Below are 18,497 nucleotides of genomic sequence, written 5' to 3' on the forward strand. Positions count from 1 at the left end.
TTTTCTCTCATAAGTGAGGGTTTATTTAGCTATTTGTAAATCATGCAAGGACTGCATAGTTGGCTTGTACATCCCTTTTGTAAGGACAGAGGTCTAGGTGGGGAAATTTATATCTCTTATATAAAATATGCGTCCTTTAAACTTGGAGGAGTATATGATGAACCAATTAAAAAATAAAGTAGCAGTTGTTACAGGCGTAAGTCGTCTAGACGGTATAGGAGCAGCGATTTGTAAAGAATTAGCTGAGGCAGGATACGATATATTTTTTACGTATTGGACGGATTATGATAAAGAGATGCCTTGGGGCGTTGATAAAAATGAACAAATACAATTAAAAGAAGAGCTATTACAAAAAGGTGTTAGAGTATTGAGCATGGAGTTAGATTTAACTCGGAATGATGCACCGAAAGAGCTTTTAAATAAAGTTACTGAACAATTAGGGTACCCTCATATATTAATTAATAATGCAGCATATTCTACGAATAATGATTTCTCTACGTTGACTGCTGAAGAATTAGATAAGCATTATATGGTTAATATTCGTGCGACTACATTGCTCAGTAGTCAATTTGCCCGAGGATTTGATAAGAAATCTGGTGGTAGAATTGTTAATATGACTTCGGGGCAATTTCAAGGTCCTATGGCAGGAGAACTAGCTTATGCGACAACGAAGGGAGCTATTGATGCTCTTACTAGTACGTTGTCAGCAGAAGTAGCTCAATTAGGAATAACAGTGAATGCAATTAATCCAGGACCAACCGATACAGGATGGATGACTGAAGAGATAAAACAAGGGTTAAAGCCGATGTTTCCTTTTGGCAGAATTGGTGAGCCAAAAGATGCAGCTAGACTCATTAAATTTTTAGTAAGTGAAGAAGCTAAGTGGATTACGGGGCAAGTTATTCATTCAGAAGGCGGATTTAAAAGATAAAAAGAAGGTATCTCACCCTGGTGAGATACCTTCTTTTTTAATCTTTCTTCAGTCTTCGTGCAACCCCATTACCTAAAGACTGTAATCCTTGAACGAGGATAATTAGAATAAAGACGGTTGCATACATTACTTCAGGTTCATAGCGTAAATGTCCGAAGCGATATGCTAAGTCCCCTAGCCCGCCAGCACCTACAAGACCAGCCATTGCTGTTGCGCCGATTAAGCCAATCGTTGCAATTGTTAATCCAAGTACAAGGGAGGGACGAGCTTCTTTAACCATGACGTGCCAAATGATTTTTATAGTAGAGAATCCCATCGCTTGATAGGCCTCAATAACCCCTCGATCTACTTCTAGTAAGGCTGTCTCCATTAAACGTGCGATATAGGGAGCTGTGAAGACGACAAGTGGTACGATAACACCTTGCACGCCAATGGATGTTCCCATTAGAAACTTTGTAAAAGGTAAGATGAAGAATAATAGAATGATAAATGGAAGAGAGCGAATGATATTAATAACTGTATTAAGAATAGGATAGATGATTTTATTTTCACGCTGCCCACCAGGTCTCGTTAAAACAAGTGTGACGCCAAGTGGCAGTGCAATAAGGAGTGAGATGAGTAATGAAATAGATGTCATTTGAAAGGTTTGAATTGTGGCTTCCCATATGACTTTACCCCATTCATCCAAAAAGGACTTGTTTCCCATAATCTGTTCTACCTCCTTCTACGATGATTCCTTGCTCTTGTAAAAATGATAAAGTACGGTGGATTTCATTTTGTTCTCCTTGCATATGAACGACTAGTTTCCCATATGCTTCATGTTTTAACTGCGTAATATTACCGGATAAAATATTCGGATACACTTGGAAACGTTTTGTGGCAACAGCTAAGGCAGGTTCACCTGAAGTAGTGCCAATAAATGAAAGTGTTACAATTTCTCCAGTATTCTGTAGTTCTTTCTGTACCTCTTCTGGAATTTTAGCTGCAAAGGCGCTATTTACAAATTTCTTCGTTGTTACATGTTGTGGGTTTGTGAAAATATCTTTCACAGTCCCGCTTTCGACTACAGATCCATGTTCCATAACGGCAACGCGGTCGCATATACGTTGGATAACGTTCATTTCGTGTGTAATGAGTAAAATCGTAATTCCAATTTCTTCGTTAATCTTTAATAACAAATCAAGAATAGAATCAGTTGTTTCTGGATCTAAAGCACTCGTTGCTTCATCACTTAATAACACTTCAGGCTCATGTGATAGTGCACGTGCAATTGCAACGCGCTGTTTTTGACCGCCAGAAAGTTCACTTGGATAAGCATCTTTTCGATTGAAAAGATCGACAATGCGTAAATATTTTTCTACCCTTTTTTTAATTTCCGCTTTTGGAATGCCAGCAAGGCGTAAAGGTAATGCAATGTTTTCATAGATGGTAACAGTTTTAAGTAAATTGAATCCTTGAAAGATCATTCCGATTTTTTGTCTCGCTTTTGCTAGTTCTTTTGTCGCTAACGTTGTTAAGTCTTGTTCGTTTACAATGATATTTCCTGTCGTTGGTTTTTCTAATAAATTTACACATCGAATCAATGTGCTTTTACCGGCGCCGCTATACCCAATGATTCCAAATACCTCGCCTTTTTCTACTTTAAGGGAAGTAGACTTAAGAGCCTCAACAGTCCCTTTTTTTGTTGAAAATACTTTGGATATGTTTTTTAATTCAATCATTATCGTCAGCTCCTACCAAGATGGTAAAACTGAACCATCAAATTTTTTCTCGATAAACTCTTTCACTTCTTTAGATTGATAAGCTTTCTTTAATTTGTTTACAACGGCATCATCTTTATTTTCAGTACGAACAACGACCCAGTTCACATATGGTGAATCTTTTCCTTCGCGGAAAATAGAATCTTTCGCCGGACTTAATTTTGCACCTAATGCAAAGTTTGTATTGATTGCGGCTGCTTTCACTTCACTTAGTTGTATTGGTAATTGAGATGCCTCTAATTCAACAATCTTTAAATTTTTCGGGTTTTCAATTACATCCTTTGCAGTCGCTTTTTCTGTAGCCTTTGGATCAACTTTTAAAACCCCTGCTTTTTCAAATAATTTTAAAGCTCGCAGTTCATTCGTTGGGTCATTTGGTACAGCAATTGCATCGCCGTCTTTTAAGTCTTTTACATCTTTTATATCTTTAGAATATACGCCCATAGGGAATGTTACTGTTGAAAATACTTCAGCTAATTTCATATTGCGTTCAGCTTTAAATACATCTAAATACGATTTTGTTTGGTAGCTATTTACATCAAGGCTTTTTTCATCTAAAGATACGTTTGGCGCTACATAATCATTAAATACTTTTATATCAATTTCGAGGCCATCTTTTGCGGCAACTTCTTTTACCTTTTCAAAAATTTGTTCATGCGGCCCACCTGTTACACCGACAGTAATCTTTTTCTCGTCTAATGCTTTTACCTCTTTATCTGAACTCACGCTACATGCGCCTAATAATAATACTGCTCCGCTTACAATGCTTAATAATACCTTTTTCATTTATAAATCCCCCTTCATATACGTTCCAAAATAAAAAGCACCTCCCAAAAATAAGAGAGGTGCCGAATAGACGAAATAGATTCCTCTCTTATCTTCCAAAACGAAAACTCGTTTTGCAGGAATTAGCACCTTAGCTTATACGTCATAAGCTCGGTTGCCGGGCATCATCGGGCCAGTCCCTCCGCCACTCTTGATAAGAGTATGTGTATGTAGTTTTGAATATGGTACTAATAGTAAATCGTACAAAAAGAATTGTCAATGGTATTTTCAGAATATATTTTATTTTAAGGTAATCGAAACATTTCCTTTCTTATGGCCCATTTCTACATACGTATGGGCTTCTACAACTTCTTCTAATCGGTAAGTTCTATCAATAACAGGTTTTAGCTTTTCTGTTTCAGCTAGTTGTTTTAGTAGGTTCATATCTTCTTTACTGACCTTTGCCATCATTCCGTTCACAGATACATATTTTCCATTAGGCATTAATGCATCTGTACAAAGAGACTTATTATATTTTCCAACTGCGTCAAATATAATATCGTAGTGATCGCCCCGCTTAGTAAAATCTTCTTTCATATAATCAATTACGTTGTCTGCCCCTAAAGCTGTTACTAAATCGAAATTCGAACTACTACAAATGGCTGTGACAGTCGCCCCGAAGTATTTAGCAAGCTGTACGGCAGCTGTCCCTACTGACCCAGAGGCGCCGTATATAAGTACTCGTTGCCCTTTTTTTATCTGTCCTTTTCTAAGGAAGTGCAATGCTGAAGTTCCGCCAAAAGGAATAACGGCAGCTTCTTCATATGTCACATTGGTAGGTTTTAATGCTATTAATCCACTTTCATGCACGCATGTGTATTCCGCATAACCACCAAGGTTTAGTTCTGTTAATGCAAAAACTGGATCTCCTTTTTTAAATTGTGTTACATCTGATCCAATGTCTTCGATTTCACCGGATAACTCTACGCCAAGTATAGGTTTTCTCGGTTTTCTGAAACCTAATATGATCCGCATAGGAATCCAAAATAAGAGGGGGCTATTAAAGCCACGTATTCTACAATCTCCAGTCGATACACTTGTTGCGTGAATTTTAACTAATACTTCATTTTTCTTAGGTTTAGGCTTTTCTATATTGTGAAGCTGGAGAACATTAGGTGGTCCATACTTTGTGCAAATAATAGCTTTCATAATGACCTCCTGAAATGAGTTGTTATTATTTACATCATATTTAAACTTTTTCTCAAACATGTTGCTATATAGGAAATAAATTTAAAGAAGAATATTACGAATTATATAGATTTCATAGGAAAAGAGATGATATTATTTTTGGGAAGGAGGGGACGTTATGAAAAAATTTATTTTAATTTCAAGTTTAGTACTTGCAGTCGGTCTAGGAGTAGGGTGTAGTAATGAGAAAACAAAAAAGACTGATGAGCCGAAAAAAGAAGCTGTGCAGAAAGAAAAGGAATTAACAGCGAAGGATGTTTTCAATAAAGCGAATGAAGCTTTTAAAAACGAAGAAAATGTAACGATGACATATGATGTGGGAATAAAGGCTGAAGGAACAGAGATGAATGTAATAAAGGCCAAAATGCAATTAGAGCCGAAGCAAAAAAATTCTCGTTCTGAAATGAATGTTTCTGGTACAGAGGTTGTTGTTTATGATGTGGGTGGCAAAATTGCTGGTCAGTTGAAAAATCCTAATACGGGTGAAGTGATGTCTGTACCAGAGGAACAATTAAATGCTAACGGAATGAATGCGACTCAAGGAATGGTAGATAATTTAGAGATTCCATCGGAAATTTTAAATAAAGTGAAGATGGAGAAAAGTGGAGATAATTATAAGCTGAAGTTTGCATTAAAAGGGCAAGAGACAGAGAGTATGTTAGCTAGTATGGATGAAAAGCAGAAACAAATGCTACAAGGCCAAAATGCAAAGATAGAAGAAATAGATGGGGAATATATTATTACAAAAGATTTTAAATATGAATCAGCAAAGATAGATATGGTTATGAGTAGCAATGGTGAGGATAAAGCGCACATTATTACGGATGCGAAGTTTACATCGTATGATAAATTTGATCCAATACAATTGCCAGCAGCAAAGTAATCACTGTCAAGAGAGGTACCTGAAAGAACGGGTATCTCTTTTTGTTGCTAATAAGGAGAGTGTCCTTTGAAAAAAAGAAAGATAGTAGTGGTCATTGTCGCATATACGGTTTTGCTTGCAACGTCTGTACATACGTATAAAAAACAAATTGATCATCCTATTATGAGTGATGTAGGTAAATTGCTTCCGACAAAAATAAAACGTGTTGAAAGTGCTACGGAAGAGCACTCGTTAATAAAATTAGTGCGAGATGCAAAAGTTTCAGGAGAGAAAATTTCCATTGCAGGCATGCAACATAGCCAAGGAGGACAGACATATTATCCGAATGGCACGATGCTCGATATGAAAGGATATAATAAAATATTAGAATTCGATCCAGAGAAGAAGCGTATTACAGTTCAAAGTGGTGTCACGTGGAATGATATTCAGAAGAAAATAAATCCATATGGCCTTGCGGTACAGGTCATGCAGTCTCAAAATATTTTTACTGTTGGTGGTTCATTAAGTGTAAATGTACATGGGCGTGATATTCGTCATGAGGCACTAATTGATACAGTAGATTCATTTAGATTGTTAATGGCAGATGGCACGGTACGTAATGTAAGTAGAGAAGAAAATGCAGAGTTATTTCCATATGTCATTGGGGGTTACGGTTTATTTGGAGTTATTTTAGATGTGACGCTGAAGTTAACAGATGATGAATTATATGAAATGCACACGAGAATGATAGATTATAAAGAATACGCATCTTATTTCAAAGAGAAAGTGAAAAGAGATGAGAATGTTCGCATGCACTTAGCGCGTATTTCTGTTGCTCCAAATTCATTTTTAAAAGAGATGTATGTGACGGATTATACTTTGGCACAAAATCAAAATATGAGAGAAGAGTACAGTGAATTAAAGGAAGAAAATATTATAGCTGCACCTAAATTTTTACTTGGGTTATCACGTTATAGTGATTGGGGAAAGAATACATTTTGGGATATACAAAGAGGTTATTTTGAACGTACAGATGGAAAGTATGAGACGCGTAATAATGTTATGAGATCAGATAGTGCTTTTATGGAATATGAAAATCCAAATAGGACCGAAGTGTTACAAGAATACTTTGTACCTATAGATGCTTTCACGGAGTATATAGATGATTTACGTAACGCATTAAATGAAGAAGAGTTTAATTTACTCAACATTACGATTCGTTACGTGGAAAAGAATGAAAATGCAGTTTTGTCCTATGCGAAAGATGATATGTTTGCGCTGGTTCTTTTGATTAACCAGGGACGCTCAGAGAGTGAGATAAAGAAAACAGAGGATGTCATTCGGAAGATGATTGATGTTACTTTAAAGCATAACGGTAGTTACTATTTGCCGTACTATTCTTATCCAACGAAAGAGCAGTTAAAAAGGGCATATCCTCGTATTGAAGAATTTCTCAAGAAAAAGAAGGAAGTAGATTCAGAAGAGAGATTTGTTAATTTATTTTATAGGGAGTATACGAAATGACATATAGAAGATTTGTGGCTTCGCAAAGTATTATCATGATGGCAGGAAGTATGGTATTTCCTTTTTATATATTATTACTTCGAAACGTTGGAAATAGCTTCTCGCAATTTGGCTGGGCGTATGGCTTATTTGCTTTAACATCAGCACTTGTATATCCACTAGTGGGAAAGGTATCTGATCAAGTAGGTGATAAAAAATTATTAATCATATACGCTTGGTCCATGGCAATCTTAATGCTTTGCTTTCCGATTGCCACGGAAGTATGGCATGTGTATATTCTTCAAATTGTAATGGGAGTTTTAGGTGCTGTGCAGCGTAATACTGAGAAGACTTCATTAGCACGAAAGGTTGCGCAGGAAAAGGCTGGTTATGAGATTGGAAAATACCATGTGTGGACATCCATTGGCGGAGCAGTAGCGGTTATTGCCACGGGATATTTAGTAGATTTCTTTACGATTGGTACAATTTTTTATATTGCATCTATTCTATATGTAGTGAGCGGGATTGTATTAAGTAGTAAAAAAATATAACTATTCCTATTTTCACCTTAATACCCTTTATTTGTTATACTAAAAGGGAATACAAAAGAAAAGGGGACAGTGCCTTTGATGAAATTTGTAGTTTTAGCTATTCTTACTTTGTTTTTGATTCCATGGACAAGAAGTAGTAGTAAGCTTCGAGCAGTGGATAAGAAGGGAGATAAGAAGGTTGTAAAGGGTAAGAAATCATCTATTTTAGTTATTCCTGTTTTATTTTGGATAGGTATTGCAATCTATGAATACTTTTGGCTAATTGATGATCGAGTAGATTCGATTCTTACTCATTATTCTGTTGCAGTAGCAATTTTAATTGGGCTTGTTTTATTTTCACAAGATCAAATAGGGAAATTAGAAGGTACATTAAAAGGACTTCTAATGTTTATTTTACTCGCAAGTTACGGCTACTTTGGTTATTTGCACGATATAGTAATCTCGCAAAAGAAATATGATTCTGTTGTTAAGATAGAGAAAGATATTTCAGAGCCATTTACTGAAAATGATCAGCCGTTTACAGTGCCGCCAAAGACAGCGGAGAATAAGATGAAAAAAGTATTTGGTGATATTCCGAAAGTAGCTTATTTTGAGCTAGGAGAATTAACGCCACAAATGGTAAACGGCGAAGCTTTATATGTAGCACCGATTGAAGTTTCAGGATTTTTTAAAGCGCGTAAAGCTGAGACAATTCCAGGGTATGTAACGATGTCAGGTACGAATCCTGATGCGGAAGCGAAACTGCACCTCGGTTATAAAATGAAATATGTGCCAAGCATGTTTTTTGGTAATAATTTAGAGCGTGTGGTAAGGCAAGCAGAACCAAATTTAATCTTTAAAGGAAAACCTAAATTTGAGGTTGATGATAAAGGAAAACCATATTATACAATGACGTATGGTGAATTTATTTCAGGAAGATCTGGATTTGAGGTAGAAGGTGTTGTCGTAGTAGATGCACAAACAGGTGAAGTGAAAAGATATGATAAAGGAAAGGCACCTAAATTTGTTGATGGTGTATTAAATCATGAGACTGCATCTACGTTAAATACGTACTTTGGTAAATATATTCACGGATTTTGGAATACGAAATTCTCACAAACAGATATGAAAATTCCGACTGAGTGGGGAACGAAAGAAGGCGTGACCCCGATCTTTGGTAAAGATGGAACACTGTATTATTTTACAGACTTTACTTCTCCAAAAGAAGGAGTAGATTCAGCCCTAGGCTATTCATTAGTAGATGCACGCACAGGCAAGCTATATTACTATAATGGAAAAGAAGTGAAGGGGATTATGGATGGTTCAGCAGCTACAGAAGTAGTAGATAATTCCTTTAAGAGAGAGAAATGGCATGGGACAATGCCTGTCATTTATAACGTATACGGTAAACCAGCTTGGATTATTCCGGTTGTTGATGACGGAGGCCTAGTACGTGCACATACAGTTGTATATGCTGCTAATGCAAAAATATTCGCGACAGGTTCTTCGCAGAAAGAAGCGCTTGAGAATTATAAAAACGTAATGAGCGGTAATGGTGATACATTTAGACCAACCTCAACAGGAAAAGAAGCGCAAAAAGAAGGTATTGTACAACGTGTATATAAAGAAAAATCAGGTGAAAATACAATCGTGTACGTACTTTTAGAGAATGAACAAAAGGTATTTATGATACCAGTGAAGAAATTCCCGTATGCTATGTTTACAGAAGTAGGAGACCCAATTCAAATTACATATTTAGATACAGGAGAGACGATGGCCTCGGTATCTAAATTTGCGAATAGCAATGTGAAAAAGTAAAGCGATAGAATTTCTATCGCTTTTTTTACATTATGAAAGAGGAAAATGCGCTGTACTTGACGTATGTTTATGATGTAACTATAATTGTTACGATTCAGTGTGTATAGGAAAGGGTGAATTGAAAAAGTGAATGAAGTTAATCACGAAATATATAAACCTGTAAAGGCAAACAGGTTATGGATGATTCTTGTATTAGGAACACTTACGGCGATTGGGCCATTATCTATTGATATGTATTTGCCTTCATTACCGAAGTTAACGGATGATTTGCAAACAGGTGCATCCCTAGCGCAGCTTACATTAACAGCTTGTTTGCTTGGGCTGTCAGTAGGACAATTATTTGTTGGCTCAATTAGCGATATTTACGGAAGACGCAAACCACTTATTATTGCTCTTATTATTTATGTTGCTTCTTCTTTACTTTGTGCTGTTGCGCCATCTATTTGGACATTAGTATTATTGCGCTTCCTACAAGGAGCTTCAGGATCAGCCGGGATTGTTATATCACGTGCAATGGTACGTGATATGTACTCAGGTTCTGAAATGACGAAGTTTTTCTCACTGCTTATGTTAGTAAACGGAGCAGCACCTATTTTGGCACCGATTATTGGGGGGCAATTATTACAGTTTACAACGTGGCGCGGTGTTTTCATCGTTCTTGGAGCAATTAGCGTATTCATGTTAATCTCAGCTACTTTTGTATTGCGTGAAACATTACCTCTTGAAGAAAGAGAAACGGGTGGTTTGTCAGGGACTTTGGCGACGTACGGAAAATTGTTAAAGGACCGTCTGTTTATGGGATATGCATTGTCACAAGGATTAGTAACAGCGGCAATGTTTGCATACATTTCGGGCTCACCATTTGTGTTGCAGAACATATACGGAGCATCACCACAGCAATTTAGTTTATTCTTTGCGATTAACGGCATCGGTATTATTATTGCTAGTCAGGTAACGGGTCGTTTAGCGGGGAAAGTAAATGAGAAGACATTATTTGTTGTTGGTATTATTATCGCAGCTGTTGGTGGCCTATCTTTACTACTGACAATCGTACTAGGAATAGGTTTAATCGGTGTTTTATGTTCGTTATTCCTTGTTGTATCAAGTGTCGGGGTTGTATCAACAACTGGGTTCTCATTAGCGATGAGAAATCAGAAGCAAGCTGCAGGAACAGCGTCAGCTTTATTAGGCTTATTACAGTTCATTTCAGGAGCGCTTGTCGCTCCGCTAGTAGGTATTGGTGGGAGTAATACAGCGTTACCGATGGGTGTTGTTATTGCGCTTTGTGAAGTAGGAGCAGTATTATGTTATCTATTTATGGCCAGAAGAAGTGAGAAGCAGTTTGAACTGCAACAAAGACAAAATTTAGAGGCTTAACAAAAAAGAACTGATTCAAAGGGAATGTTTGAATCAGTTCTTTTTTTCATTTCTTTGAAATACCTCATACATATTATTCATGATCGTATCATATAAAACAGCAAGTTTATCCCACACCCAGCGATTACTATCGACTTCTTTTTCCCCACAGTCGATAATATCGGTATGGTCAGTAATTTTATACGCTTTTTTAACGATAATAGGAGCAATCTTCGGTATACGTGGGATTTCCTTTAAGGTATCTGCAAAGTTTCCAATGTAGACATGACCGATGATTTCGATTGTTAATGATTTATCCGATATATTTAGCACGGTATGAAATTGATTTGTATGTTGTTGTTTTAAATATTGAGCTAACTTAAATGGAGCATGCTTCTTCTTTAATACGCGGCGAAGGCTCTCTGTATTTTCGATATGAAGTGATTTTTCGCGAATAAGGACACGAATATCTTCTCCCATAAAAGGCATTGTGTTGTACATAGATGATTCTCCTTAAAACCTTACATATGTTTGCGTTATGCATATGTAAGTCTAGCATGGTTTGTTCTTTATGTGTGCTTACAGTTTTGTAAGGTGATGTAGTAAAGCATTGCAAAAGTTATTTGTATAAAGTGACGATACTGTGACAAACATGTTGGTATATATATTACGATGTCGTCTTAAGTGTAAAAAGTAGGGAGTTCTCGGTATAATAACAAGTGGAGATAAAAGAAACTATAACGAGTAATAGCTGTAGATAAAAGGAGAAGAAGAGATGAAGAAGGTTTTGGGTATTGCTGTAATGGGAAGTATGATCCTTCTAGCAGGATGTAATGGAAATAAAGATACGAAAGAACCGAAAGAAAAGGTAGAGCAATCTACTGAACAAACAGAAGAGATGAAAGAATACCTTGCAGTACATGAAAAATACGATATAAAAATGAATAAAGAAATTAATAAAGCACTCCAGTTATTTGAAGTGGCAAAAGAAAAGGGCGGTAAGGAAATAACGAATGCTACATATAAAGAAGACGTGCAAAAGGTAACAACGAGCATGTTAGAAGATATTGATCATATACGTAAAGAAATTCGTGTTCCGAAGTCGAAAGAGCAAGAACATGAGGTATATGTTGGTTTCTTGAATGAATCAGAACAAGCGATGAAAAAATTACAGAAGTTAGCTAAAGAAGAAGATTCATCGTTGATTCGTGATATAGAAATTAATTTTGCAACAGCATCGACATACTATAAACGTTTTCAAGCAGAAACGAAAAAATAACCTTGCCTGTGCAAGGTTATTTTTTCTTCTTACCATCTCCGTCTTCATCCTCAGATACTAATATTTTCTGTTCTTCGTGAAATTCGGAAATAGTTTGCCCGGTAATATTATCGAAAGGGGTATAAGAAAGAAGTGATACGTTTCTTTTTAATAAAGAGTTTATAGAAGCCGATGATGACAAGTATAACGATAGTTAAGGATAATCCTATAGTAGCAAGAAGTAAGGGATCCATCTTATAACTCCTTTAACATCATTTCTTGTTATGATAAGCAGAAAACTGTAATTTCGATAAAAGAATTAAAAACTGATTTTTCTAAATTTATCCAATTCGATTGACTTTTCAATTTTTCAGAATTATAATTCGAAATATACAATTTGAACCAAATAATAATATAGCAATTTACTTATCCAGAGAGGTAGAGGGACTGGCCCTATGACACCTCAGCAGCGGGTTCTGTAATAGGAACACCGTGCTAATTCCAGCAAGCAAGTCTTGAAAGATAAGTGATGGGCCTTTGTTTGTTAAGCCTTGATCTTATTTTTTAAGATCAAGGCTTTTTGTATTCTAAAAAGAGAAAAGGGAGTAATGGAAAAAGTACATTCATAAAACAAAGTAAATTCATGTGTTTAGGGGGTTATTGAAGTGTATGTAATTAAAAAATTATCGGTTATGGTGTTCACACTATGGGTTATTACGACAGTGACATTTCTAATTATGCATATTATTCCGGGAGATCCATTTTCATCAGATGCAAAAATCTTTCCTGAAGAAGTGATCCAAAACATGAGAGCGAAGTATCACCTTGATGAACCGTTATGGAATCAATATGTTGCTTATTTAGACGGTGTAGTTCATTTTGATTTTGGTGAATCTGTTCAATCAACCGGGCAAGGTGTATCAGAAATTATAACAACTGGCTTTGGTCCATCAGCAATTATTGGTCTACAAGCACTTGTTATTTCATTGTTAGTAGGAATTGCGGTAGGGACATTTGCTGCTCTATATCATGGGAGATTAATTGACTATAGTGTGAGTTTGCTCGCAATTTTAGGTATTTCTATTCCAAGTTTTATTTTAGCACCACTATTTATACAAGTATTCGCTATCCAATTTGAGTTTTTACCAGTAGCCTCTTGGGGAACATTCGAACATACGGTATTGCCATCCTTTGCATTAGCGTTAGGGCCAATCGCAGTTATTACAAGGTTTGTTCGTTCTAATATGATCGAAGTACTGCAGAGTGATTATATTAAGCTAGCAAGAGCAAAAGGTATACCAATTAAGAAGATTATTATAAGACACGCTCTTCGAAATGCGATTGTTCCAGTACTTACATTTGTTGGACCGTTAATGGCTGGACTCTTAACAGGGACTTTCGTTATTGAAAAAATCTTTTCAATTCCTGGCCTAGGAAAATATTTTGTAGATAGTATTTTTAACCGAGACTATCCGGTGATTATGGGAACAACGATTTTCTATAGTGCATTATTAATTGCTTGTATTTTCATTACAGATATTATTCATCGCATTGTTGATCCACGTATTCGTTCTATTACATAAGGAGGAGGGTATTTAGATGGGAGCTTATGAAATTAATGACCAGATATTAACAAATGAAGAGAAAAAAGAATTAACGATAAATAAAGATCAGCAAAAGATTAGCCGAAAGAAAGAAGTGTTTCGTAAGTTTGTATCGAATCCAATCGCAGTTTTAGGATCAGTGACGTTATTACTCATTATTGTTTTCTCGCTTGTTGGTGAAAGTTTAACGCCATTTACTGCGAGTGAACAAGTAAAAGAGGCCACAAACTTACCACCTAGTAGTGAGCATTGGTTCGGAACAGATGATTTGGGAAGAGATATATGGGCACGTACTTGGGCTGGCGGGAAAATTTCATTAACAGTTGGATTAGTGGCAGCTGCTCTTGATATAGGACTTGGTGTGCTAATTGGAGGATTTAGTGGATATGTGAGAGGGCGCAATCGCTTTGGGACATTAATTGATGAGTGGATTATACGAGGAATCGAAGTGTTATACGGTATCCCGTATTTATTGATTGTTATTTTATTATTAATTGTTATGAAACCAGGTCTTTTTACCATTATCATCGCCCTTGCATTAACAGGATGGATTGGTATGGCACGTCTCGTTAGGGCGCAAGTTTTATCTTTAAAACAAAGAGAGTTTGTTATTGCAGCGGAGCGATTAGGTACATCACATATGAAAATTATATACGGGCATTTAATTCCGAACTTAACAGGCATTATTATCGTAAATTTATCATTTACAATTCCAGCAGCTATTTTCTCAGAATCATTTTTAAGCTTTATCGGACTAGGAGTGCAATCACCGGCAGCAAGCTGGGGGACGATGACGAATGATGCACTTGGGACATTATTGAGCGGAGAATGGTGGCAGCTATTCTTCCCAGCAATCATGATTGCTCTCATTATGTTCGCATTTAATGCAATTGGTGATGGTTTGCAAGATGCGATTGATCCAAAAATCGTCAAACGGAATCGAAAGGAGAAAAAACATGGCACAAATCTTATCTTTAGAAAACGTAACGTTAGCCGTTGAAAAAGAGAATAGTAAACAAGCAATTGTGAAGCATGTTTCCTTTTCTATTAGCGAAGGTGAAATAGTTGCGCTTGTAGGAGAAAGTGGCTCAGGGAAAAGTGTTACAGCACAATCTATTATCGGCTTAAATCAAGAATCAATTCATATTGATGATGGAAATATATCTTTTGAATCAGAGGAATTAACGAATCTACAAGAATCAGAATGGAATCAAATTCGTGGGAAAGATATTGCTTTTATCTTTCAAGATCCGCTTTCATCTTTAAACCCAACGATGAAGGTAGGCAAACAAATTACAGAAGTAGTTTTGCAACATGGGAAAAAATCGAAAAGAGAAGCGAAGGAAATTGCGATTAACTTGTTAACAGGTTTAGGGATACATGAAGCAGAGAAACGCTTTGAACAGTACCCACATCAATTAAGCGGAGGTATGAGGCAGCGTATTTGTTTAGCAATTGCGTTTGCTTGTCATCCAAAGCTTGTAATTGCAGACGAGCCGACAACAGCGTTAGATGTAACGATTCAGAAACAAATTATGGGGCTATTAAAAGAAAGAAAAGAAAAACAAAATACGAGTATTTTATTAATTACACATGATTTGGCACTTGTACGTGAAGTAGCTGATCGAGTAGTTGTTATGTACGGGGGACGTGTCGTTGAAAAAGGAACGATAGAGGAAGTGATAGGTTCCCCTAAACATCCATACACAAAAAGCTTACTACAAGCAATTCCGAATATGGATGATTCTGAAAAGGTATTACGTGCTATAGAAGGAACGACACCTTCCATTGAAACATTAAATAGCTTTGGTTGTCCTTTTGTAAATCGTTGTCCAGTAGCGATAAAAGAATGTATTCATCGTTTTCCAGAGAGAACCACATATTCTAAGGAGCATAGTTCACATTGTTGGCAACATGTTCTAGAGCATAATAAAGCGAAATCAAAAGAGAAGGTGAATGCCTCATGACGACAGATTTAATTACTATAAAGCAAGTAACGAAAACGTATGGAAGTAAAAGTAAAGAAATCACAGCGTTAAAAGACATATCACTTTCTATTCCGAAAGGAACAACACTTGGCATTATTGGTGAAAGTGGTTCAGGAAAAACAACACTTGGTAAGCTCATAGCTGGGATCGAGAGCCCAACGTCTGGTGAAATTGATTATAACGGTCAAGTTGTTCACAAGTTGAAGGCAGCTCATAAACGTGATTTCTTACAGAAAGTACAGTTTATTTTTCAAGATTCCACAGCAGCGTTAAATCCGCGCTGGAAAGTACACGATAGCGTAACGGAAGGTTATATTTCATTCGGTTTAGGTGATAAAGGATTAAAGGATAAAGTAGCAGGTGATGCGCTAGAACGTGTGGGATTAGATAGACGATATATTGATCGCTATCCGCACGAATTTAGCGGAGGACAACGTCAACGAATTGCTATTGCAAGAGCGTTATTGTGTGAGCCAGAAGTATTAATTCTTGATGAACCAATTTCAGCATTAGATGTTTCATTGCAAATTCAAATTGTACATCTGCTGCAAAAAATTCAAAAGGAACAAGGCTATACATATTTATTCATCGCGCATGATTTGCCGATGGTTCACTATTTATGTGAAAAAGTGGCTGTCTTATATAAAGGAGAACTTGTTGAATTTGGAAATACGGACGAAGTGTTCCGTAATCCACAACATTCTTATACAAAAACATTGTTAGCATCAACACCAAAAATTTCGGGTTAAAGGAGAATATAGGATGAAGAAGTTTTTACTGTTTATCATTATGACTGTTTTAGCGATTACTTCGGTCGCTTGCGGTAAGAAAGAGACGCAAAAGGCGAGTGCTGGTAAGGGAGAAGGCGATCGATTAGTAACGAATATTAGTAGTGATCCATACACACTTGATTCTGCTATTGCAACAGATAGCACGTCAGGTTATATCATTGGGCAGTTGTTTTCAAGTTTATATACGCAAGATAGTGATGGGAAATATCAAAATGAATTAGCAGAGAAAGAAGAAGTAAATGCTGATGGAACTGAATATACAATCCATTTGAAGAAAGATATTAAATGGTCAGATGGTTCTCCTATTACGGCAAATGATTTTGAATTTGCATGGAAGCGATTATTAAATCCGAAAACGGGTTCTATGAATGCGACAGAAATGTATTTCATTAAAGGGGCAGAGGCATATAATACTGGAAAAGGTGAAGAGGGACAAGTTGGTATTCAAGTCGTTGATCCTCAAACATTAAAGGTAACTCTTGAACATCCAGTTGCTTCTATTAAACAGAAATTAGCAAGCTCATTATTTATTCCATTAGCTAAAAAGTCGATTGATGATAATAATAAATTAAAAACAGATCCAAAAGAGTTAATTACGAATGGACCATTCAAGTTAAAAGAGTGGAAGCATAACCAGGCTATTACAGTACAAAAAAATAAAGAATACTACGATAAAAAGGTAACATTAAAAGAAATTGAGTTTCGTATTATTCCAGACTCTAAAACAGCGTATCAATTATTTAAATCAAAAGAATTAGATTTACTAAGTGGTTTACCACAAGAGATGATTGAAAAAGAAAAAGGAAATAAAGAATATAAGCGTGTTGCAGGATTCTCATCTTATATTTATTCGTTTAACGTAGAAAAAGAGCCGTTTACAAATGCGAAAGTACGTAAAGCATTTTCATTAGCGGTTGATCGTAAATTTATCGTTGAAAAACTGTATAAAAATAATGCGCAAGAAGCATATGCATTCGTTCCAGAAGGAGCAAAAACACAAAGTGGTCGTGATTTCCGTAAAGAAAAAGGTGATTACGTTAAATTTGATCCATCAGAAGCGAAAAAATTATTAGAAGAAGGTATGAAAGAACAAGGGTGGTCTACATTACCTGAAGTAACATTAAAATTCACTACAGATACACAACATAAAAAAGTAGCAGAAGCAATGCAAGAAATGTTTAAGAAAAATCTTGGCGTAGATATTAAATTAGAAAATAAAGAGTGGAAGAGTTACATCGACACATACAAGCAAAGTGATTTCCAATTAGCTTATATGGGATGGGGCGGCTCTTTATTAGATCCAATTACTAAACTAGATTTATATGCAGGTGATGGTCCGAATAACTATGCAAAATGGCATAATAAAGAATTTGACGCTTTAGTAAAAGAAGCAAAAGTTGAACAAAACGAAGATAAGCGTTTTGACTTATTGCATAAAGCGGAAGATATTATGTTTACAGATTCACCATTAATCCCAATTATTTTCCCAAGTGCTTCATATTTACAAAAACCATCAGTATCTGGTGTTCAGTTCATTATCGGTTCTAGTCCAGAACTAAGATACGCAAAAATTAAAAAATAAAGAAGTAGGCAATTGCCTACTTCTTTATTTTATTTCTCTTTTATATTCTTTTTTCGTTCCATCAGAGAAGACAACTTCTAAATCAAATTTTTGATAGTCTTTATCAAGTTTGAACACGTTCACTACTTGATCGATTACTTCTTGGTCAGCAGTATCTTTATCAAATTTTAATTCTTGTAGAAGGGGGCTTAATTTTGTAATAGCCTCGTCACCTGTAAACTTTGCATTTGTTTTATGGTCTTCAAGCTTTGCTTCCATTTTCTTATCAGCGGCTACATTCTTATAATCAGCTTCGTAGTCTTTCTTCGTATCTTGATAGTCAGCATCTAAACTAAATTCATTAAAGTTTAGTTTTAAATCTGCAGGAGCCTCATTTTTTGCTTCTTCAGTCGTCTTTTTATTAGAAGTTGTGTCTTCTTTTGCAGGGGCTTTACATCCTGTTAATGCAGGTACTAGCATAAGAGCTAATAAAACTGATAGTAGAATTCTCATTATAAATTC

Annotated in this window: 18 protein-coding genes, 1 pseudogene and 2 riboswitches; of the genes and pseudogenes, 12 read left to right on the forward strand and 7 right to left on the reverse strand. The window is 36.0% G+C overall.

Annotated features, from left to right (window positions below; all coding sequences use genetic code 11):
- Positions 1-154: 154 nt before the first annotated feature.
- Positions 155-931 (forward strand): SDR family oxidoreductase, encoded by a 777-nt coding sequence (locus tag BUA87_RS26800; RefSeq protein WP_071713792.1) that lies wholly within the window; start codon positions 155-157, stop codon positions 929-931.
- 37 nt (positions 932-968) lie between these two features.
- Here BUA87_RS26800 and BUA87_RS26805 read toward each other — a convergent pair whose 3' ends face one another.
- The 4 genes from BUA87_RS26805 to BUA87_RS26820 form a co-directional block, all read right to left on the reverse strand.
- Positions 969-1,637 (reverse strand): methionine ABC transporter permease, encoded by a 669-nt coding sequence (locus BUA87_RS26805; RefSeq protein ID WP_072941400.1) that lies wholly within the window; start codon positions 1,635-1,637, stop codon positions 969-971.
- On the reverse strand, positions 1,612-2,652 hold the full coding sequence (locus tag BUA87_RS26810) for a methionine ABC transporter ATP-binding protein (RefSeq protein ID WP_071713793.1): 1,041 nt from the start codon (positions 2,650-2,652) through the stop codon (positions 1,612-1,614). Before BUA87_RS26810 ends, BUA87_RS26805 begins: the two co-directional genes overlap by 26 nt.
- Positions 2,653-2,664: 12 nt before the next feature.
- Positions 2,665-3,477 carry a MetQ/NlpA family ABC transporter substrate-binding protein gene (locus BUA87_RS26815; protein ID WP_023520834.1) on the reverse strand — a complete coding sequence of 271 codons (813 nt, stop codon included), beginning with the start codon at positions 3,475-3,477 and terminating at the stop codon, positions 2,665-2,667.
- Between the two features lie 85 nt (positions 3,478-3,562).
- Positions 3,563-3,677, reverse strand: a riboswitch (SAM riboswitch).
- Positions 3,678-3,756: 79 nt separating this feature from the next.
- Entirely contained in the window at positions 3,757-4,665 is a 909-nt protein-coding gene (locus tag BUA87_RS26820) for an NAD(P)-dependent alcohol dehydrogenase (RefSeq protein WP_071713794.1), read from the reverse strand.
- Positions 4,666-4,822: 157 nt separating this feature from the next.
- Between BUA87_RS26820 and BUA87_RS26825 the strand changes: the two genes are divergently transcribed.
- The 5 genes from BUA87_RS26825 to BUA87_RS26845 all read left to right on the forward strand — a co-directional run bounded on the left by BUA87_RS26825 (position 4,823) and on the right by BUA87_RS26845 (position 10,794).
- A complete protein-coding gene (locus BUA87_RS26825; protein WP_000713524.1) occupies positions 4,823-5,587 on the forward strand; it encodes a DUF6612 family protein in 765 nt (254 codons plus the stop codon).
- A gap of 66 nt (positions 5,588-5,653) precedes the next feature.
- Positions 5,654-7,090: an FAD-binding oxidoreductase gene (locus BUA87_RS26830; RefSeq protein WP_000746313.1), complete on the forward strand. Its 1,437-nt coding sequence runs from the start codon at positions 5,654-5,656 to the stop codon at positions 7,088-7,090.
- Positions 7,087-7,620: an MFS transporter gene (locus tag BUA87_RS26835; RefSeq protein WP_000222367.1), complete on the forward strand. Its 534-nt coding sequence runs from the start codon at positions 7,087-7,089 to the stop codon at positions 7,618-7,620. Before BUA87_RS26830 ends, BUA87_RS26835 begins: the two co-directional genes overlap by 4 nt.
- Before the next feature lie 78 nt (positions 7,621-7,698).
- Positions 7,699-9,417, forward strand: coding sequence for a DUF3981 domain-containing protein (locus tag BUA87_RS26840; RefSeq protein ID WP_071713797.1), 1,719 nt, complete (start codon positions 7,699-7,701; stop codon positions 9,415-9,417).
- A 117-nt stretch (positions 9,418-9,534) separates the two neighbouring features.
- Positions 9,535-10,794: a multidrug effflux MFS transporter gene (locus BUA87_RS26845; RefSeq protein ID WP_225989860.1), complete on the forward strand. Its 1,260-nt coding sequence runs from the start codon at positions 9,535-9,537 to the stop codon at positions 10,792-10,794.
- A 33-nt stretch (positions 10,795-10,827) separates the two neighbouring features.
- On the opposite strand, the gene BUA87_RS26850 is transcribed toward BUA87_RS26845, so the two are convergent.
- Positions 10,828-11,274 carry a hypothetical protein gene (locus BUA87_RS26850; RefSeq protein WP_000282869.1) on the reverse strand — a complete coding sequence of 149 codons (447 nt, stop codon included), beginning with the start codon at positions 11,272-11,274 and terminating at the stop codon, positions 10,828-10,830.
- Between the two features lie 274 nt (positions 11,275-11,548).
- Between BUA87_RS26850 and BUA87_RS26855 the strand changes: the two genes are divergently transcribed.
- Positions 11,549-12,052, forward strand: a complete 504-nt coding sequence (locus BUA87_RS26855; protein WP_000756523.1) for a hypothetical protein — start codon at positions 11,549-11,551, stop codon at positions 12,050-12,052.
- Positions 12,053-12,068: 16 nt separating this feature from the next.
- Here BUA87_RS26855 and BUA87_RS26860 read toward each other — a convergent pair.
- Positions 12,069-12,285 (reverse strand): annotated as a pseudogene (locus BUA87_RS26860) (DUF3951 domain-containing protein).
- Positions 12,286-12,454: 169 nt separating this feature from the next.
- A riboswitch (SAM riboswitch) is annotated at positions 12,455-12,560 on the forward strand.
- A 136-nt stretch (positions 12,561-12,696) separates the two neighbouring features.
- On the opposite strand from BUA87_RS26860, the gene BUA87_RS26865 reads away from it, so the two are divergent.
- Genes BUA87_RS26865 through BUA87_RS26885 form a run of 5 tightly spaced genes read left to right on the forward strand, consistent with a single transcriptional unit; the run spans position 12,697 to position 17,996 of the window.
- Positions 12,697-13,614 carry an ABC transporter permease gene (locus tag BUA87_RS26865; protein WP_071713798.1) on the forward strand — a complete coding sequence of 306 codons (918 nt, stop codon included), beginning with the start codon at positions 12,697-12,699 and terminating at the stop codon, positions 13,612-13,614.
- 16 nt (positions 13,615-13,630) lie between these two features.
- Positions 13,631-14,635 carry an ABC transporter permease gene (locus BUA87_RS26870; protein ID WP_071713799.1) on the forward strand — a complete coding sequence of 335 codons (1,005 nt, stop codon included), beginning with the start codon at positions 13,631-13,633 and terminating at the stop codon, positions 14,633-14,635.
- The gene (locus BUA87_RS26875) at positions 14,592-15,602 is read left to right on the forward strand and encodes an ABC transporter ATP-binding protein (protein ID WP_071713800.1); all 1,011 of its coding nucleotides are present in this window, start codon (positions 14,592-14,594) and stop codon (positions 15,600-15,602) included. The genes BUA87_RS26870 and BUA87_RS26875 overlap by 44 nt, the downstream gene beginning before the upstream one ends.
- Positions 15,599-16,372, forward strand: a complete 774-nt coding sequence (locus tag BUA87_RS26880) for an ABC transporter ATP-binding protein (RefSeq protein ID WP_000205645.1) — start codon at positions 15,599-15,601, stop codon at positions 16,370-16,372. Before BUA87_RS26875 ends, BUA87_RS26880 begins: the two co-directional genes overlap by 4 nt.
- Before the next feature lie 13 nt (positions 16,373-16,385).
- Positions 16,386-17,996 carry a peptide ABC transporter substrate-binding protein gene (locus tag BUA87_RS26885; RefSeq protein ID WP_071713801.1) on the forward strand — a complete coding sequence of 537 codons (1,611 nt, stop codon included), beginning with the start codon at positions 16,386-16,388 and terminating at the stop codon, positions 17,994-17,996.
- Positions 17,997-18,020: 24 nt separating this feature from the next.
- On the opposite strand, the gene BUA87_RS26890 is transcribed toward BUA87_RS26885, so the two are convergent.
- On the reverse strand, positions 18,021-18,488 hold the full coding sequence (locus tag BUA87_RS26890; protein ID WP_053565429.1) for a YusW family protein: 468 nt from the start codon (positions 18,486-18,488) through the stop codon (positions 18,021-18,023).
- Positions 18,489-18,497: the final 9 nt, after the last annotated feature.

Origin of the sequence: Bacillus sp. bc15 (assembly GCF_900142585.1) — a bacterium.
Lineage (GTDB): Bacteria > Bacillota > Bacilli > Bacillales > Bacillaceae_G > Bacillus_A > Bacillus_A cereus.

Coding starts and splice junctions, on each gene's coding strand:
- BUA87_RS26800 (WP_071713792.1), top strand. CDS start 155: ATGATGAACCAATTAAAAAATAAAGTAGCAGTTGTTACAGGCGTAAGT.
- BUA87_RS26805 (WP_072941400.1), bottom strand. CDS start 1,637: ATGGGAAACAAGTCCTTTTTGGATGAATGGGGTAAAGTCATATGGGAA.
- BUA87_RS26810 (WP_071713793.1), bottom strand. CDS start 2,652: ATGATTGAATTAAAAAACATATCCAAAGTATTTTCAACAAAAAAAGGG.
- BUA87_RS26815 (WP_023520834.1), bottom strand. CDS start 3,477: ATGAAAAAGGTATTATTAAGCATTGTAAGCGGAGCAGTATTATTATTA.
- BUA87_RS26820 (WP_071713794.1), bottom strand. CDS start 4,665: ATGAAAGCTATTATTTGCACAAAGTATGGACCACCTAATGTTCTCCAG.
- BUA87_RS26825 (WP_000713524.1), top strand. CDS start 4,823: ATGAAAAAATTTATTTTAATTTCAAGTTTAGTACTTGCAGTCGGTCTA.
- BUA87_RS26835 (WP_000222367.1), top strand. CDS start 7,087: ATGACATATAGAAGATTTGTGGCTTCGCAAAGTATTATCATGATGGCA.
- BUA87_RS26840 (WP_071713797.1), top strand. CDS start 7,699: ATGAAATTTGTAGTTTTAGCTATTCTTACTTTGTTTTTGATTCCATGG.
- BUA87_RS26850 (WP_000282869.1), bottom strand. CDS start 11,274: ATGTACAACACAATGCCTTTTATGGGAGAAGATATTCGTGTCCTTATT.
- BUA87_RS26855 (WP_000756523.1), top strand. CDS start 11,549: ATGAAGAAGGTTTTGGGTATTGCTGTAATGGGAAGTATGATCCTTCTA.
- BUA87_RS26870 (WP_071713799.1), top strand. CDS start 13,631: ATGGGAGCTTATGAAATTAATGACCAGATATTAACAAATGAAGAGAAA.
- BUA87_RS26875 (WP_071713800.1), top strand. CDS start 14,592: ATGGCACAAATCTTATCTTTAGAAAACGTAACGTTAGCCGTTGAAAAA.
- BUA87_RS26880 (WP_000205645.1), top strand. CDS start 15,599: ATGACGACAGATTTAATTACTATAAAGCAAGTAACGAAAACGTATGGA.
- BUA87_RS26885 (WP_071713801.1), top strand. CDS start 16,386: ATGAAGAAGTTTTTACTGTTTATCATTATGACTGTTTTAGCGATTACT.
- BUA87_RS26890 (WP_053565429.1), bottom strand. CDS start 18,488: ATGAGAATTCTACTATCAGTTTTATTAGCTCTTATGCTAGTACCTGCA.